The organism is Kaistia nematophila, assembly GCF_026343855.1.
In the GTDB taxonomy this organism is placed as follows: Bacteria; Pseudomonadota; Alphaproteobacteria; order Rhizobiales; family Kaistiaceae; genus Kaistia; species Kaistia nematophila.
On record NZ_JAPKNK010000001.1, the window covers coordinates 676240 to 692794 of the forward strand.

The 16555-nt window shown below is 59.4% G+C and carries 14 protein-coding genes; 9 read left to right on the forward strand and 5 right to left on the reverse strand.

Translation table 11 applies throughout. From position 1 onward, the window contains the following. Positions 1-7 precede the first annotated feature (7 nt). On the reverse strand, positions 8-916 hold the full coding sequence (locus OSH07_RS03120) for a LysR family transcriptional regulator (RefSeq protein WP_266337132.1): 909 nt from the start codon (positions 914-916) through the stop codon (positions 8-10). Positions 917-1149: 233 nt separating this feature from the next. On the opposite strand from OSH07_RS03120, the gene OSH07_RS03125 reads away from it, so the two are divergent. The 6 genes from OSH07_RS03125 (at position 1150) to OSH07_RS03150 (ending at position 9419) form a co-directional block, all read left to right on the forward strand. Beyond that, on the forward strand, positions 1150-1596 hold the full coding sequence (locus OSH07_RS03125) for a cytochrome P460 family protein (protein WP_420909585.1): 447 nt from the start codon (positions 1150-1152) through the stop codon (positions 1594-1596). An 8-nt stretch (positions 1597-1604) separates the two neighbouring features. Further along, a complete protein-coding gene (locus OSH07_RS03130) occupies positions 1605-2285 on the forward strand; it encodes a DUF4405 domain-containing protein (protein WP_266337133.1) in 681 nt (226 codons plus the stop codon). A 628-nt stretch (positions 2286-2913) separates the two neighbouring features. Next, a complete protein-coding gene (locus OSH07_RS03135; RefSeq protein ID WP_266337134.1) occupies positions 2914-3900 on the forward strand; it encodes an AAA family ATPase in 987 nt (328 codons plus the stop codon). Positions 3901-3917: 17 nt separating this feature from the next. Continuing rightward, positions 3918-6386: a S8 family peptidase gene (locus OSH07_RS03140; protein WP_266337135.1), complete on the forward strand. Its 2469-nt coding sequence runs from the start codon at positions 3918-3920 to the stop codon at positions 6384-6386. Next, entirely contained in the window at positions 6383-7963 is a 1581-nt protein-coding gene (locus OSH07_RS03145; protein WP_266337136.1) for a hypothetical protein, read from the forward strand. Before OSH07_RS03140 ends, OSH07_RS03145 begins: the two co-directional genes overlap by 4 nt. A 340-nt stretch (positions 7964-8303) precedes the next feature. Next, complete coding sequence (locus OSH07_RS03150; RefSeq protein WP_266337137.1) at positions 8304-9419, forward strand: DUF6035 family protein; 1116 nt, start codon at positions 8304-8306, stop codon at positions 9417-9419. 116 nt (positions 9420-9535) lie between these two features. On the opposite strand, the gene OSH07_RS03155 is transcribed toward OSH07_RS03150, so the two are convergent. Beyond that, on the reverse strand, positions 9536-9706 hold the full coding sequence (locus OSH07_RS03155) for a hypothetical protein (RefSeq protein ID WP_266337138.1): 171 nt from the start codon (positions 9704-9706) through the stop codon (positions 9536-9538). A 224-nt stretch (positions 9707-9930) separates the two neighbouring features. Here OSH07_RS03155 and OSH07_RS03160 point away from each other — a divergent pair, with 224 nt between their 5' ends. After that, complete coding sequence (locus OSH07_RS03160) at positions 9931-10173, forward strand: DNA -binding domain-containing protein (protein WP_266337139.1); 243 nt, start codon at positions 9931-9933, stop codon at positions 10171-10173. Positions 10174-10190: 17 nt separating this feature from the next. Here the strand turns inward: OSH07_RS03160 and OSH07_RS03165 are convergent, their stop codons facing one another. The 3 genes from OSH07_RS03165 to OSH07_RS03175 form a co-directional block, all read right to left on the reverse strand. After that, positions 10191-10712 carry a DUF2285 domain-containing protein gene (locus tag OSH07_RS03165; RefSeq protein WP_266337373.1) on the reverse strand — a complete coding sequence of 174 codons (522 nt, stop codon included), beginning with the start codon at positions 10710-10712 and terminating at the stop codon, positions 10191-10193. Between the two features lie 46 nt (positions 10713-10758). Further along, on the reverse strand, positions 10759-10977 hold the full coding sequence (locus OSH07_RS03170) for a transcriptional regulator domain-containing protein (RefSeq protein WP_266337374.1): 219 nt from the start codon (positions 10975-10977) through the stop codon (positions 10759-10761). Between the two features lie 200 nt (positions 10978-11177). Continuing rightward, positions 11178-11705: an antirestriction protein ArdA gene (locus OSH07_RS03175; protein WP_266337140.1), complete on the reverse strand. Its 528-nt coding sequence runs from the start codon at positions 11703-11705 to the stop codon at positions 11178-11180. Between the two features lie 527 nt (positions 11706-12232). Here OSH07_RS03175 and OSH07_RS03180 point away from each other — a divergent pair. Both OSH07_RS03180 and OSH07_RS03185 read left to right on the forward strand, forming a co-directional pair. Further along, on the forward strand, positions 12233-14164 hold the full coding sequence (locus OSH07_RS03180; protein ID WP_266337141.1) for a site-specific DNA-methyltransferase: 1932 nt from the start codon (positions 12233-12235) through the stop codon (positions 14162-14164). Then, positions 14118-16520 (forward strand): DEAD/DEAH box helicase family protein, encoded by a 2403-nt coding sequence (locus OSH07_RS03185; RefSeq protein WP_266337142.1) that lies wholly within the window; start codon positions 14118-14120, stop codon positions 16518-16520. The genes OSH07_RS03180 and OSH07_RS03185 overlap by 47 nt, the downstream gene beginning before the upstream one ends. Positions 16521-16555: the final 35 nt, after the last annotated feature.

Genomic DNA, 16555 nt, shown 5'->3' on the forward strand with positions numbered 1-16555 from the left:
CCCATGGCTACATCGCCCGGACAGGTCCACGATGTCGCAAGGCATTGACGACGACGGCCATCGCCGAGGACATTTGGCGGCGGCTCGGGTAATAGAGGTGGTAGCCAGCGAAAAATGGGCACCAATCGTCGAGGACGATCTGGTAGCGGCCTTCTTTCACTCCCTCGGCAACAAGCGTCTCCTGCAGGAACGCGAGGCCGTAGCCATCCGCCACGGCGGCAAACATCGGATAGACGCTGTTGAAGGTCAATTGCCCGTCGGTTCGGACCCGAATGGCTTGACCGTCTTTTTCAAGTTCCCAGGCATAGATCGTGCCGGATCCGGGATGTCGCATATTGATGCATTGGTGGTTGACCAGTTCGCTGGGATGCTGCGGCACGCCGGCCTTGGCGAGATAATCGGGCGACCCCACCACCACAAGGCGCCAATCCGGACCAATCCTGACGGAAATCATGTCCTTCTCGACGCTCTCGCCTAGTCTCACACCGCCATCGTAGCGCCCCTCGACGACATTGACCAAGGCGTTTTCTTGCGCCAGCTCGACCTTGAGGTCGGGGTAATTCTTCAGGACGGGCGCAAGCTTGGGCCAGACGCATTCATGAATGCCGTTGTCCGAGACAGTCAAACGCACTGTACCGGCGGGTGTATCGCGAAGAAGAAGCAGCGAAGTGATGTCTGCCTCGATCTCCTCGATTCGAGGCTGCAGTGACGACATGAGCTTCTCGCCGACTTCCGTCGGGGCCACGCTACGGGTCGTGCGCATGAGCAGGCGCAGGCCCAAACGCTCCTCGAGGCGCCGGATGATGTGGCTCAGGGTAGACTGGGAGACGCCAAGCTTGGCGGCGGCTTTGGTGAAACTGCGCTCCTGTGCGACCGCTAAGAATGCCAGGTAGTCGTTGAAGTCCTCGCGCGCCAACAGCTTCCCTTTCGTTTTTATTTATGACGAATTCAGCATAACCGGCATCGATAATATCGTATTTTCGATAGGCTGAATAGAGTTCGAGGAAGCCATTATGCCGCCTTCCCGATAGGCGCGTGCGGAGTTGCGGGGCTAATCGCCGGGCTAGCCAAGAACCACCTTCTCCAGAGCGATGACGAGCGGGTCAACAAGATCCGCATCGCAGGAAAGCCTGACTACACGCCAAGGAGATGCCCGTGGGCCTAGTGACTAAATCAATAGGATTTGCCGTTGTTCTCGCCGGAATGGGCCTTGCCGTATGGCAGGCGGAAGCTGAGCAGAACGGCGTCACTTTTCCGGAAATCAATACGCTGACGCACTACACTACCGTCGAGCGTGGTGTCACCGTCGAACACATGCTGACCACGCCGGAGGCCCTCGCCGCCATCAAGGCAGGCACCCCTGTGCCGACGGGTACCCATGTGGTTCTTCAGGACTTCCAGAGCGGAGACCTCTACCGCTACCTCATTGCCCAAAAGCTCGGTGATGGAGCAGCCGATTGGGGTTACCAATGGTTTTGGCCCGACGGCACAATCAAAGCCGACGAGCGCACTGCCCAGTGCTACGCCTGTCATCGCTCCCGCGAAGCCAATCAGTTCATGTTCACCCATAGCGGCGCAGTGGGCTACGGCGAGTAGGCCCGCGCATGATCAAATGGAAACCGGTCCGTCGGTTGGCGCTGACGGCGGGAGCGAGCCTTTGCCTGCTACTCGCCCTTGCCTATTGGTGGCAGACAAATCTCGTTCACGAACTGGCTGGCGTGGCCATGTTCGCCCTCGTCGGTCGTCACGTCTATGTCAACCGGGTGTCGCTGCTGAACATGTTTCGCAGGCGAGGCGGGGTGAAGCGGCGCCTGGTATCGGGGCTGCACCTGATGTTCATCGCCAACATGCTCGTCCTGCAGGCGACCAGCCTTGCCATCTCACAGTCTGTATTCGCCTGGCTTCCGATCCGCGAGACAGTGACCGTTCGGGACCTGCATTGGGTCTCAGCCTACTGGCTGGTGATGACGGTCGGCGTCCATGTCGGCCTTCATTGGTCTCGCGTGATGGCCATGACCAGATCCATTCTCCGCATACGCGGTGAGAGTGGGCTACGAGCTTGGATTCTGCGGATGGTGGCCACTGCTTTTGCCGCCTTCGGGCTCTGGAGTTGCGGCGTGCTAAACCTGATCACGAAGTTGACCTGGAACTACAGCTTGGAATTCTGGGACTTCGCCGACTCCGTCGCACCATTTTTCCTGCACTGGGGAGGCGTGCTCGCCTTGCCGGCGGTCGTCACCTACTACCTCGTTCAGATCGGAGGTCGGACCAGCACCAAAATCTAAGCGCTGTCTTCTTTGGCCCGAGTGCTTAGGTCAGAAAATACGCAGCCGCGGGTGCTTTCATGTCCGCTTCTAGGAAAATGCTCGGTGTCACTGAACAGTCGAATCGGGGTTGGGGACAGAAGGGCAGCTAAACGGAGTTTGCTACCCCACAATCGACTGTCCGCTTACGGCCCCATTCCGGACGTTCCGCACAGCTAGACGAGTGGACCTCTCCCGGGCGAGGCATCACGAATCGACTTACCGTCTCTACTGGCACTTCCGAGCCTTGCGGGTCGTGGCTGGACGCGCTCTGGGCTCATCCCGAGCGGCCAGACGGCATCGCCTATCTTTCAGGCACGATCCGAACGAGGTGTGATTCGCGCTCTTCAAGCGGAAGCCGATGGGCTTCACCGTTGCTTAACCGCGCCGGCTGGCGGCGATGCTGCGCGAGGTCGCGGCGATCCGCGATCGGTACGGAAGTCAGTCGCCCCGGGTGGCTGAGAGACCGTGAGGCGCTCAAGGGGGGTAAAACCAATCTTGGAGAAAGCGACAAGGGAAAAAAATACGATTACGCGATACAAATCGCGGTTGGAAAGTTTAACGTGACGAGCCCTTGGGCGCGCAGACGGAGACCTGAGAAGAAGAGCCTATGACCACCGCCCGCCACATTGTGACGTTGCTCAAGAGCCATATTGCCGGCGATGAGGACCGCTTCCTCTCGACCGCAATGCAGCTCGCTGCGCATGAGGCGCGTCAGGGCCATGGCAAGCTCGCTCAGGAGCTCAAGGACCTAGTTGACGCGGCCAAGAGCCGGGATGCGGGGATCACCAAGAGCGCGCGGCCGGTTCCCCTCATTCAGCCGAAGGGTGAACTCGCTGCTCTTCTGCATGCACGTTATCCAGACCTGCGATTGACCGACATGGTCCTGCCGGATGGCCTGCGGGGTCGCCTGCAGCGCGTGCTTGGCGAGCAGCGCCAGCAAGCCGGCTTGCGTGAGCACGGTCTCTTGCCCCGCCGCAAGCTTCTGCTGGTCGGCCCCCCCGGATCCGGCAAGACGATGACGGCTTCGGCGCTGGCCGGGGAGCTTCATCTGCCGCTCTTCACGATCGTGCTCGATGGGCTCATCACCAAATTCATGGGTGAGACCGCCGGCAAACTGCGCCTCGTGTTTGACGCGATCCAGACGACGCGAGGCGTCTACTTTTTCGACGAGTTCGACGCCATCGGCGCGCGTAGGGGAGAACGCCAGGATGTCGGCGAAATCCGTCGCGTGCTGAACTCGTTCCTGCAGTTCTTGGAGCAGGACTATAGCCAGAGCTTGATCATCGCAGCAACGAACCACCCCGAGCTCCTCGACAGAGCCTTGTTTCGCCGCTTCGACGACGTCATGGAATATACTGTCCCTGACCGGCAGCTCATTGAGGCGCTTCTGCGGGCCCGCCTCGATCGCTTCGACACCAGGGGGCTTGGCTGGAGCAATGCGATCACGCAGGCCGAGAAATTGTCCCAGGCGGAGATCACCCGCGCAGCGGATGATGCAGCAAAAACAATCATATTGCGGGGCGGGAAGCGGATCACGACGGAAGCGCTTCTCGAAGCGCTGACGGAACGCCGGCAGGCCTCGCTGTCTGATTAACGACGGCATAGGTCATAATGGCAGACGACTTTCCACGCGACCGCCCCCACATCCACCTCCTCAACAACGGCGTCCGGGAAGCGTACGGGCGGCCGAACCAGCGCATCGAGCCATCGCCGCTTCCTGTGCGTGACCGGGCAGGCCACGCCGCCGCCCTGTTACAATCGATCGAACAGGCGGTTGAAAGTGCGCGCCAGCAGATTGCCGGACGCGATGCAGAGCTGGCGGTTGGCATTCCTGGCTTTTACCTTGAGATCGACTTGCCGTCGTCGGAGCGGGCCGGCCTCGACCAACTGGCTGATCGTCGACAGCATATGGAGCTTGTTGCCGTCCACGAGCCCGTCCGACCCGGCGCGCCGATCACAGCGTCCGTGTTCGTGCCCCAACGCGCGGAAGCCTACTATCAGCGGAAGGTGGAGGCGTACCGGGACGATGACACGGACCGCGGCCGTCCCCGGAACGAACCGCTCGTCTCGCGCATGGAGACTGTGCGTCTGGCGACGGCGCGGTCCCTTTTTACCGATGACGCCGTGCTGTTTCCTGAAGCCGCCGACGAGCAGGTCTGGTGGGAGGTCTGGTTACGCGAGGACCGGCGCGAGGACTTCGAGCGCATTGCCCAGGCCATGAACCTGACCGTGAGGGCGCATGCCGTCAGGTTTCCGGAGCGTACTGTCATGTTGGCCCTCGCTAGCGCGGCGATGCTCGATCGGCTGGTCGCGCACAGTGACGTCGTCGCAGAGCTACGACGCGCCAAAGACGTACCGTCCTTCTTCATGGGCGTGGGCGGTGCGGAGCAACGGGATTGGAGCGCCGAACTTCTGGAGCGCGTGACGCCGCCGAAGGCTGACGTCGCCGTCTGTATCCTCGACAGTGGCGTGAGGCGGACGCATCCGCTGATCGAACCTGCGCTCGCCGCCGAGGACTGGCACACAATCCGACCCGCTTGGGGTAGCGACGACACGCCGGCCTGGAATGGCCACGGCACGCGCATGGCGGGTGTGGGCCTCTACGGAGATCTGGTCCCCGTTCTGGCCGGTGGCGATCCTGTTCCATTGCCCTTCCGGCTGGAAAGTGTTCGCATTCTTCCGCCCGCGGACCACGCGAACGATCCGGAGCTCTATGGCGCGATCACCGGCGAAGCGATAGCCCGCGTTGAAATCCAGGCGCCGAACCGGCGCCGCGCGATCGCAATGGCTGTTACCAGCGCAAATCCGGCACGCGGAAGACCGACCTCATGGTCCGCGGCAGTCGACCAGCTCTGTTTCGACGAGGACCAACGACGGCTGATAATCCTCTCGGCCGGCAACATCGGGGACGACCTGATGCCGGCCGATCATCTGACGCGCAACGATTTGGAGGCCGTGGATGATCCTGCCCAGGCCTGGAACGCGCTGACGGTCGGGGCCTTCACGGAGAAGGTCGATATCATCGACGCAGCCTTTGCCGGCTATGCGCCAATCGCGCCGGCCGGTGAGCTCTCCCCACGCAGTCGGACTTCGGTTTTATGGGACAGGCAGTGGCCGGTGAAACCCGACGTCGTGTTCGAGGGCGGCAATCTCGGCCATGACGGAGCGTTGCCGGGGGAGCCCATTGACGATCTGCAGATTCTAACGACGTTCTACCGTCCAGACCTCCGCCACTTCACCACCATCGGCGATACCAGCGCCGCGACCGCGCACGCAGCGCGAATGGCGGGGCAAATCCTGGCAGCGCGGCCCGGACTGTGGCCTGAGACAGTCCGGGGCCTGATCGTCCATTCGGCTGAGTGGACACAAGCGATGCGCGCCCGGATTGACGCCTGCCATGGAGCGAAGGGGCAAATTCAGGCGTTGGTGCGGCGCTACGGCTACGGCGTGCCAGATCTCGGGCGTGCGCTCTTGTCGACGGTGAATGATCTCACGCTCATCGTCGAAGACGAATTGCAGCCATTTCGTCGAGAGGCTGGGGCCAGTGCAAGAACGCGCGACATGGCGTTGCATCGCCTGCCTTGGCCGAAGGAGGAGCTGGCCGCCCTCGGCGCGGCACAGGTCGAGCTTCGCGCGACGCTGTCGTACTACATCGAACCCAACCCCGGCGAACGTGGCTGGACGCGCCGACATCGTTACGCCTCGCACGGCCTCCGATTCCGGGTGAAGTCCGCGACCGAAACCGTCGATGAGTTCAGGGCCCGCATCAACCTGGCCGCGCGCGAGGAAGAGGAGGGATCCCCGGCCGGTGGCGGAGAGGAATGGCTGCTCGGCACATTTCGCGATCGTGGCTCGCTGCATAGCGACTTCTGGTCCGGCAGCGCGGCAGACCTCGCCGAGCGAGACGCGATCGGCATCTTCCCGGTCGGCGGTTGGTGGAAGGAGAAGCCATACCTGGAACGGTTCGACGCCGTTACGCGCTACGCATTGATCGTGACCATCAGGGCACCTGGCGCAGCCGTCGACATATTCACACCCGTGGAAGCGGCCATCGCTGTGCCGATCACGATCGAGACGTGACGGCGATGGCACAGCGGGACATCGGCGCGATAGGTGAAAACGCGTTTCTCAGTTGGTGCGAGCCCGAGGGATTCCGCGCGCAGAAATCTCACGTCGACCGGTTAGGCTGGGATTTCTTGCTCGAACGCGAACCCTTGCGGAGCCGAGACCGGCCTCTAGACGGGCAGAACGATCTTCCGAAGTTCCTAATTCAGGTGAAGTCGACGGAGGACGAGCGCAAAGCGCCGCGGATCAAGCTGTCCGCCCTGAAGCATCTCGTCGACGCTGACCTTCCGGCGGCCGTTGTCGCCCTGTTTTTCGCGAAGGGCGCCAGGCTTCCCACACGCGGTCTGCTGGTCCCCGTCGATGATGCGCTTATCACGGACACGCTCCGGCGCGTGCGCCGGGAGGAGGCACGGGGAAACCGTTCCATCCACAAAACGACTATTCCGGTCCCGCTGGATCGCGCCGTTGAAATCGACCCGACAGGGGAGGGGTTATCGAGAGCGCTCAACGCCATGATCGGCGGTGAGGTGTCGACCTACATCGCCGAAAAAATATCGCATCGTCGGACCTGCGGCTTTGAGGACAAATCGGTTGTGGGAACCTTTTTCGTCCCGGGCAAGGAGGCAGCGAAAAAAATCAGCCACCTCTTCCTCGGCGGGCCGCGCGAACTCCATGTGTACGACCTGACAATCGAGCGACGTCGGTTCGGCATTGCGCTTGAGAACGACCGCGACCATTTTCACAGGGCCGTCCTGGAGCTGGACGCGCCGCCGTTGCTCTCGTCTACCATCGAGCTTGCGACGAGCGAGGGCGAGTGGATCTCGCTCGAGATGGACGTCTTTATTTCGCCGCCGTTACAGCGAGGCGTGAGCGGCCCGATCCGCTTCGCGAACCGGTTTCTCGAATTCGTGCTTGATTTCGCGAGTAAGCATGGCGGCCTTAGCTTTGACTACAGTGGGGATCGAACCCTTCCTTTCGAGGAAGCGGTCAACATTGTCGAAGTCGGCTCAATTCTCGCGCGCCCGGTGAAGACTCTGATCATCCGCTTCATGGGAACGAAGCTCGAGCTCCCCATGGGTCCGGAAGAGGGACCATTCGCACATTGGCAGCATGCCGCACCTGCACTGCGCAGGGTCGTGTCGGCTCTTGGACGCTCACATCGCCGTTTCGCCCACCAAATTCAGCTGACTGCACTTTACGATTGGATTGAGTCTCACACCGAATACTTGGCGATTTTGTCGACCCCGGGGGTACACATGACCTTTCCGCGCTGGTCAGAGGACGTCTTCGTTGAGCAGCAGGAGGTGATATTTACGCCGTTCTCTCTCGTGTTAGGGGAGGTGGAATACACGGCTCTCATCGAGATCCCAATCGAGTCGCTGAAACGCACCGAGGATGAGATCACCCTTGTCGGCGGCCAACCCACTGTCGTGGCGGATGTTATCCGAGCGGCCGGTGCGGACACAAATGATTTCATCGAGTCCGCGATCGAGCAGTCAAAGCGCCAAAGGAAGAGGTTCGAGCCCGCGCTCGTCGCTGGCGACTTCGAAAATTGGCGAACCGCAATGCTGCCAGTGTGTCAAGTGGCGTGAAGACGACCCGGGGCAGGCCGATAAAAACCAGACCCTTCACGAGACCAACCATCGTTGCGGCAAACGAGTTTATGGCCGAGGTGATCCGCACCTATACATCGATCAACAAGATCGTCTTGCGGTTATCACTCGAAGCCGAAATTCCGGCCGACACCTCTTTGGCAATCGAGAAGAAATGCACCTAGCCGGGGCTTTGCGTTGCGATCGCCACGTCTGTCTGACTGGATCGGCGTGGCGATGGCGCTAAAGTCGCTCCATGTCCGGCGCCCCATTGATTCCCTACGCGATACGACCCGACGGCGCAGCTGTATTTACGGCGGATAGGCGTCTGGACTCGCCTATGGCCCGGAGCCGGTTGCGAATTGCGTCATTTGAGGCATTCCACCGCGATGCCACGCCCATCTTCGGTTGTCCAGCCTGCCCAGGCCACTTGTATCCCAAGCTAAGCCCCAAACAGCGCCCATATTGGTCCCACATTGCGGCTGGAGACTGTCCGCTGGCCGAAGGCCGGGCACTCTCGGAGCATCAGCTGGATGCCTTGCTGTATCAAGGCCGCCAGGAGGGCCCCGCACACGAAGCCTTAGTGGCCGCGATCACTAGCATGGCGCAAAGTGATCCCTCCGTGAAATCCGATAGCATCCTCGTCGGCCGCTACCTTGCTACCGGCGTGCCCGGTTGGCATGGCCGGTATCCTGACGTGCGGTTCCGTTCTGATGCGGGACAGCTGGCACTTGAGGTGCAATTGTCCCCGATCAGCCTGCATCGGCTAGCCGAGCGGTCCATTTTCTACCGGGACAACGACCACACGCTCGTGTGGGTAACACGCGCATTTGACCTTGACGCGTACAAGCAGACTTGGTTGTGGGACGTCTGGGCCGCCCAAGAGACGTTGGTGTACTCGATCGACGATCAGGTCCTCGAGCAATCGTTGGCGCAGCAGCGATTCTTACTCCGTCGTCATTGTGTCACGGCGGTGGAGACCGCGCTTGTCGGCCTCGAAGAGTTGATAAGGCTTCCCTGGCATAAGAAGGTGAAGCGTCTCTGGCGTGAGCGGGCCGACAAGTCTTGGGGCAGCGCCATAGACCTAGCGCGCCAGCTGCTGGCCGACGAGGCAATCGAGGTGAATGACACAGAAGCGTGGGCAACCTGCCATGCTATCAATACGCTGATCGCGATCGAAGCCTGGGAGCCTGCCGGTTCGCGCCATGCCAACCCACGCGCCCAAGTGAACGATTTCCTCAACTCGGAAGACAGCAGGTTGGCGCATCGTGTCATCCGCGGCGCGCTGAAGTTCTACCGGCCCGACGCGCTCGCAGCCGGCAGGACCGGGGCTCTGCTTGAGCGAGCCGCCCAGCGGGCTATCGACGAGGGGATCAACTCGTGGACACCCAATTCACCGGTGACCCTACTCTTCAGGAAGCTGTTCCCTGCTTGGCTGGACAAAGCCCGGACATAGTCGGCCGGCCCGTAGCCGGAGCTCCGTTCGCATAGATTCGCCAAAGGCTGATTGGTTTATGGTTTGTGGCGGCTAGGCGCCCAAGCCGTAGCGGGCTGCCACGGCCCTTTGATTGTTCAATCGCCGACGGGCTTGGGGCGAGCGACATTGGGTGACTTCTTGACCACCACAAAGGGGTTGTCATCTGCCCCGTTGCGCGGGCTGAATTCGACATGAGCAACGATGCCGGCCTCGCGCAATCGCCTTGCTTCCGCTTGCGCGAACGCCTCTCCAGAAAACCGCTTCATCTGAATCCCCATGACCTAGACCCCCGCCGCTTTGTGAGGCTGTCGCTGCGGAAAGTCCATTGTCATATTGCGATACTGAGAGCGCGCTATGCCGCGGGTCTCGGGGGTGACCTCGTGCGCGAAGTGCGGCTGCTGGAAGGTCGCAGTTAGCTTAGCAATTCCCGCCCAGTGCGCATGGTAGCGCCGTTGCAGCGATCGACCTTTGCAGCCCCGCGAACCGCGCCATGAAGCGAGCGCTGGGGCCCGCCTATGACGAACGGCACTACGTCACCTATCTGCGCCTTCTCGATGCGAAGGCCGAAGATGCGGACTGGAAGGAAGTGGCGCGGATTGTGCTGCACCGCGATCCGGTGGCCGAGGAATTTCGGACCCGCCGTTGCTGGCAAAGCCATCTCGAACGCGCGCAATGGCTATCGCGTGAAGGCTATCGGAAAATTCTGGAGCAGGCGGCAGCCAACAAGGCGTGAGGGCCACGCCCGCACGATCAACGCTTGCCGGGTTTGATAGGGTAGTGGAGCAGGAGGCGATAGCCGCCTCGCATCATCCTGATGCCATGCGCGACCAAGCGGCGGGCCTTGTTCTTGCGCGGGTCGTTCTCGAAATCCTCCTTGGTGCCGCGAAAGCCGAGCAGGACTTCGGCGATGGTGCGATAGCTCTCGCCGCGCAGCCGGGCGTCGAGCGCGCGCAGCGACAGGATATGCCATTGCCGGAGCTGGGCGGGGACCGCTCGAAAATCGGGACCGGGCGCTCGGCCGTTGAGGGATCGCCAGAAGCGGCGTGCCGCGTGCGTGCGTAGCTCCAGAAACGAATCCATCGGCAGCGTGACGGCATAAAACGCGGCGGCGTCGGGCACGGCCTCGGGCAGCCAGAATTGATGCGCGACGCCATCCACCTGCCATATGCCGTGCCAGCCATCGGCAGCGCGGCGCAGGTCGAGGCCGTCGAGATGCGCTAACGTCAATATCGGTTCGGTGTCGTCGTCTTTGTGATCGACCGGCGACAACATCACGGCCTGCGGTTGCAGGCTCGGATTCCAGAACTGCGGTTGCCGGTCATGCGGCACGTCGGGGTCGTTCGGGAAATCGCAACCCCCAGCGTTGCGCGAACGCTTCAAGCTCGCGGCTGCCCGGCTGTCCCGTCAGTGCGATGGTCTGGAAGTCATGACGATACTCGTCATTCCGGCGAAGATATTCCCAAGCGAAACCGGCGGCTGGAATGTGCTTCGCGTGTCGGTATGCCGCCGGCGACCGCCAGTCGATGCTTAACAGCATGGCGTCACCTCCCAAAACCGAGGCGCGCAGAGCAACGCCCGGACTGGAGAGGATCAAAGATTGGGGTAAGTAATAGAAGCCGCTCAAGGCCGATACCTTGAGCGGCGAACCCGATCATTATTGGTTATTCTTTCCTTAACACTATTTCGATGATTCCGCGAGACGCCCGCCCGTAATAGTGCGGGCAAGGCGATGCGGCTTCACCTACTGGAAAACACATGGACCTTGCCGTGCGTGGCCTCAATAGTGAACAGGTCGCCGCCCATCTCGGCGTCGCGCGCCATCGCGTCCCAATCGACATAGTAACGCAGCGGCTCGGGGATCGTGACGCTTTCCGTGGTCAACTCCTCCATATAGTCGGCAAGGCTGGCGAACTGACCATGATAGCAGTCCTCCAAGGTGAATTCGGCTTGATCCATGTCGCCGCCGAACTGCTCCAGCAGGCCCGCGCCGAGTGCGCCGTGCTCTGCGATGAAAGCGGCCATCCGCGCCACGTTGTCGATGCCGGCATATTCGGAGATGCTGACGCCCTCAAAACCCTCATAGTCGTGAATGGCGTATTCCTCCGCATCCTCGACGGGGGAGCGGTCTAGCATCGCGGCAATCTGATCCCTGATCTCGTCGGCGTCCTGATCCGCGTCGATCCAAGCCCCATGCAGATAGCCGCTATTGTAAGCTGCAAGGCAGGCAACATAAATGCGGGGGGTGCTGTCGGATACGTTGGTCATGTCTCTGATCCTCGGGTCTGAAGGTCAGCGAAGCGGAACGCCGCGCCTGACCTTCTGGCCGTCGCCGAGACTGGGGTAGCAACGAGCAAGGGCGGCCGGGGTGGAGGGGGATCACCCGGCCTGCACAAGCGAAGCGCGGAAGGCTGGGGATACCGCCCCGGACGGTTCCACTTACCTTGCTGGCGCGAGGGCAAGGCCCTTAGAAAAACTGTTGAGGGTCACACGGCGGCAGCCGCTACGCGGAGTATTGTTGATGCGAATCGGTTGCCCCTGTTTGCCACAAGTGCGAGGTGGGAAAGGAGCAGTCGGATTCACGACAGCGTATGGTCTCACTGGACGTTCTTGTAATGTTCGCATATGACGTTGCACAAGAATTTGCGACGGACGTACGTCTGAGTGGGAACGAGGATGAGGCAGAAGAACCGGTATGAAAATATATGGAAGTGAAGTATTCGAATAGCTCTCCCGTCCTTCGGGATTCCATGTTTTGGCTGCTGACCTAGCCCTATCGGGAGTTGCTTTTCTTCATGAACTACGATGAGTTGCCTCGTTCAGCCCTAATTCGTCTACTGCAAGAGCATGACGAGGCGCTTCAGCAGGCAGGCAGAGACGGAATTACTATGAATTATTCGGGGCGAACTGCCCCGTGGCAAATTACGCGACTCGTCAAGCCCAAGCTAAGTGTAATCTCAAAGAAGCTATCCTGCGGCGACGAGGCTGCACAGTGCGAGAATGAAATCTGGGAGGGCGAGAATCTCTCCACGATGGTTAGCCTCTATCGACATCGGGGCAAGGTGGACCTGATCCTCACTGATCCACCCTACAATACGGGCTCGGACTTTCGATACAACGATAAGTGGGATCAGGATCCAAACGATCCCGACTTGGGCGAGTTGGTTGCCGAGGTCGATGGTTCGCGGCACAGCAAGTGGCTCAAGTTCATGACTCCGCGAATCTGGATGATGAAGGAGATGCTGAAGCCAGGCGGAGTCTTATCAATTTGCATAGACCATCGAGAACTTTATCGCCTCGGCATGTTGCTAGACGAAATATTTGGAGAAGAGAACCGTCTTGCTATCATCAACTGGCAAAAGACGGCAGCGCCGAGGCCGGACAAGTCACATGTATCCACTTCTACAGAGTATGTTCTTGTTTACGCCAAGGACTTAGCCAAGGCACGAACCTTATCAACCGGACGGTCAGAGCATGACAACAGGCGCTATTCCAATCCCGACAACGATGGCGACGGTCTTTGGCGCGAAGGCAACCTCACCGCACGCAGTTCGTCCCCGAAAGATGAATATGGCATCCAGTCGCCGTTCACTGGCGAGGTCCACTATCCTGCTGGCCACGGCTCTTGGCGTCATCCGAAGAGGAACATCAAGAATTGGCTTCAAGGCTGGGGGGCCGCCTACGAGGAACGCGATATCGGAGACGGTCGCGCTCAGGCACTGATGGTCAAAGGTGCTGCGGCCAACAATGTGCCGGTCGCGGTATCCAAGAAAGCCCTAGCGCGCCTTGCCAAGCCAGAATGGCCATTCGTGTGGTTCGGCCGCGATGGGCAGGGTCGCCCGCGCGTTAAAACCTATCTGGAAGGGATCAAACGTGGGAAGGTGCCTGTTACCTATTGGGCCGAAGAGGATCTGGGTTATCCGGTTGAACTGGATGCGACCTCATGGGGTTACAAAGAATCGGGGCGAACGAGCGACGGGGTAAGCGAACTCACTTCGATTGTCGGCGCAAACCATGGCTTTGCGACGGTGAAACCGCTCAAACTTTTTAGTAAATTGATCCAACTCTGGTGCCCTGATGGCGGCCTCATCCTCGATCCCTTTGCAGGTTCGGGCACTACAGGACATGCGGTTTTACGGCTCAATCACGAAACGGGGGCTACTCGGCGCTTCATCATGATTGAGCAAGGCAACAGTGAGAAGAAGGACCATTACGCTAAAACGCTGACCGCTGATCGTATCCGACGTGTGGTCGCGGGTGATTGGGCTTCCGGCAAACAACCAGCACTGGGTGGGGGCTTTCGCTTTATCCAACTGAGGCGAGAGAAGATAGACGCCCGTGCGGTCAATGCGCTTGCGCGTGAGGAAATGATTGACCTTCTTCTCAATAGCTATTGGGACAAGGCCGAAAAAGCGCGTTCCTACCTACATCGTTATGCGGTTGGCTCGCACAAGTATCTGTTCGCGACAAACCCGAAGAACGAGGGGTTCTTCCTTGTTTGGGATAGTCCAGAGACGCCTTCCGTTTTGAACCGAGATGTTTTCAAAGCAATCGTGGCCGAGAGTGCGGGAGCGGGACTCGCTGAGCGCTATCACGTTTACGCGTCAATTGCCCCATACACTGGCGCGGGTGTTGAATTCTACAAAATACCTGACCGCGTCTTAGAGCATATTGGCTTCAATGCCCGTGCTGATTCTTATTCCAACGTGGCTGACGAAAATGCTTGAGCTCAAGGTATTTCAATCCGCCGCTGCAAAGCTGATCGTTGACCGCTTCGCGTTCTATTCAAACCATCCTGATCGGCCGAGCAAGGGTAACCAGCCTCGCCCTTTCTTTCAGGCGCTGTCCGCGCTTACTGGTGCCGGCAAGACGCCTATTCTTGCTGACTCCGTGACACGCTTGAGAGCGCACCTCCACGCTGAACCTATCGTCCTTTGGATGTCGAAAGCTCGTTCCGTCGTGGGCCAGACACTCACAAATTTCTCGGAAGGCGGTAAGTACAGCCACCTCGTGGACGGTTTTCGGGTGCTGCCGATTGGGAATATCACGCCCGCGCTACTGAACGATCCCAATGCGCCGCTGCTCATCACAACGACTACGGGACTTTTCAACAACAAGGAGCAGGCTGAGGGCAACCTCCATATCTACAAACGCGACAAGGACACGTTCGGTGACGAGAGTCCGTGGGAACGGCTAATTTCTCGTCCTGGAACCGGCGCGCGACGACCGCTCATTGTGGTGTACGACGAAGGCCATAATTTATCTGAGCAACAAGCAGAGATTTTAGCCGAGCTTCAACCAGACGCCTATCTGCTGGCAAGCGCGACGCTAAGGCTTCCATTGAATTTCACGAAATCGGTCGTCAATCCCATCAAACTCTGGGTAGAAGAAGCTGATCAACAAGACGATTTCAAGCAACTCAGCGCGACCAGCGAGCAGGGTGATGTAGAACCCGAGTTATTCATCACCACGATTGTCGATAGCGAGAAAGTGGTCAAAGCACAACTCGTCAAACTTGCACTTCAGTTTGACGGAACCACGGCTGCGATGGACCGTGCAATCGATGATCTATTCGAACGATTGAATCTGATCGAGCAAGCAGTTGGAGAGGCGCAACTTCCGCTTCGGCCTAAGGCAATCTACGTTTGCAAGACGAATATCACCGACGACGGAGCACGCGACGATCCGTCCCTTCCGTTCCTGAAGCGCGAAGCACCACCGATCCGTATTTGGCGTTATCTTGTTGAGCAGAAGGGCGTCTCGCCGGAGCGGATCGCAATCTATGCGAACCTTGCTTTTGAAGCCGGCACCAAGCCGGACGCCGTCAACCTCTTTTCCAAGGGTGACAACGACTTCGACCAGTTCACCGCCGGAGATTACCAGCACATCATTTTCAACCTCGGCCTCCAAGAAGGTTGGGACGATCCTGCTTGCTACCTTGCCTATATTGACAAGAGCATGGGGTCGAGCATTCAGGTTGAGCAGATCATGGGCCGAGTTCTGCGCCAGTATGACGCCACTCACTATGACAATGCGCTCCTGAATACGGCGCACTTCTTCGTGCGCGTTGATCGCGAGAGCGTGTTCACGGACACAATTGAAAGGGTGAAAGCCAAGCTGAAGGCTGAAGGCGCACCTCTCTCCATCATCGGCAATTTCGGCGGTGCTGGTTCCGGGTCTGAGGACCAATATCCCAAAGACCTTGAGGGGACAGCGCTTCACCACATCTTTGTTGACTCTGAAGCGGCGCGCTCGCGCATCGCGGAGTTAATTAATGATTTTCCGCACTTCGTCGAGGGCGATGCGAATACGGTCGCTGGCGCGAAGGGGGCATCGACCGTCATTGACGTGATCGGCGAAAGTGCTCCTCAACCAGTGCAATGGCAGGAGGCTGGCCATACCAATCCAGTTCGACTTCGCTGGCTAGTAAGCACGGCGATGAAGTCGCGTTCATCTCGGGTGCTCGCAGTTTCAGATTTGCACGATCCGAAGTTCGATATACGCGTCCAAGCGCAGAGCAAGGCTGACAAGTTGGCAGAAACACTCGCAGCAGATGCAACGGGATCGTTCTACTCCCTTTCAGAGCTTGTTTACGAGAGCGGAATGCCGTTCACGTTCGGGACCATGCGGATTGGCAAGAAGGCAGTTGCATTCAACAATTCCCTGTATCCGCGATATGCTGGTCTCAACAAATTTGAATTGCCTTTTGCGACCGCGCTTGACGATGTTGGCGTACCTTGGCACCGCAACCTGTCATCGGGTGGCTTTCACATTCCGCTTCTGTCAGAAGGCGACACCGCCAACTTCTATCCCGACTTCATTGTCTGGAAGAAGGGCATCGTTTATTGCCTCGATACCAAAGGCAGCCATCTCCTGACCGACGCGGTGGCCCGCAAACTTTTTGATATCCAAGAGGATCACAAGACCCGGCTGCTTACCCGCTTTATCAGCGAAGGTAAGCAAACGGCTCTCAAGGCTAAGCCGCTTCCCGGTGGCTACACAGTCTGGAAAATGAAGAGCGGTAGTCCAACGCCAATCCATGTAGGATCACTTGAAGCGGCTGTGAAAGAGTGTTTGCGATAATGAGCGCAGGCGCTCTTCTGGCTGGAATTACGGCG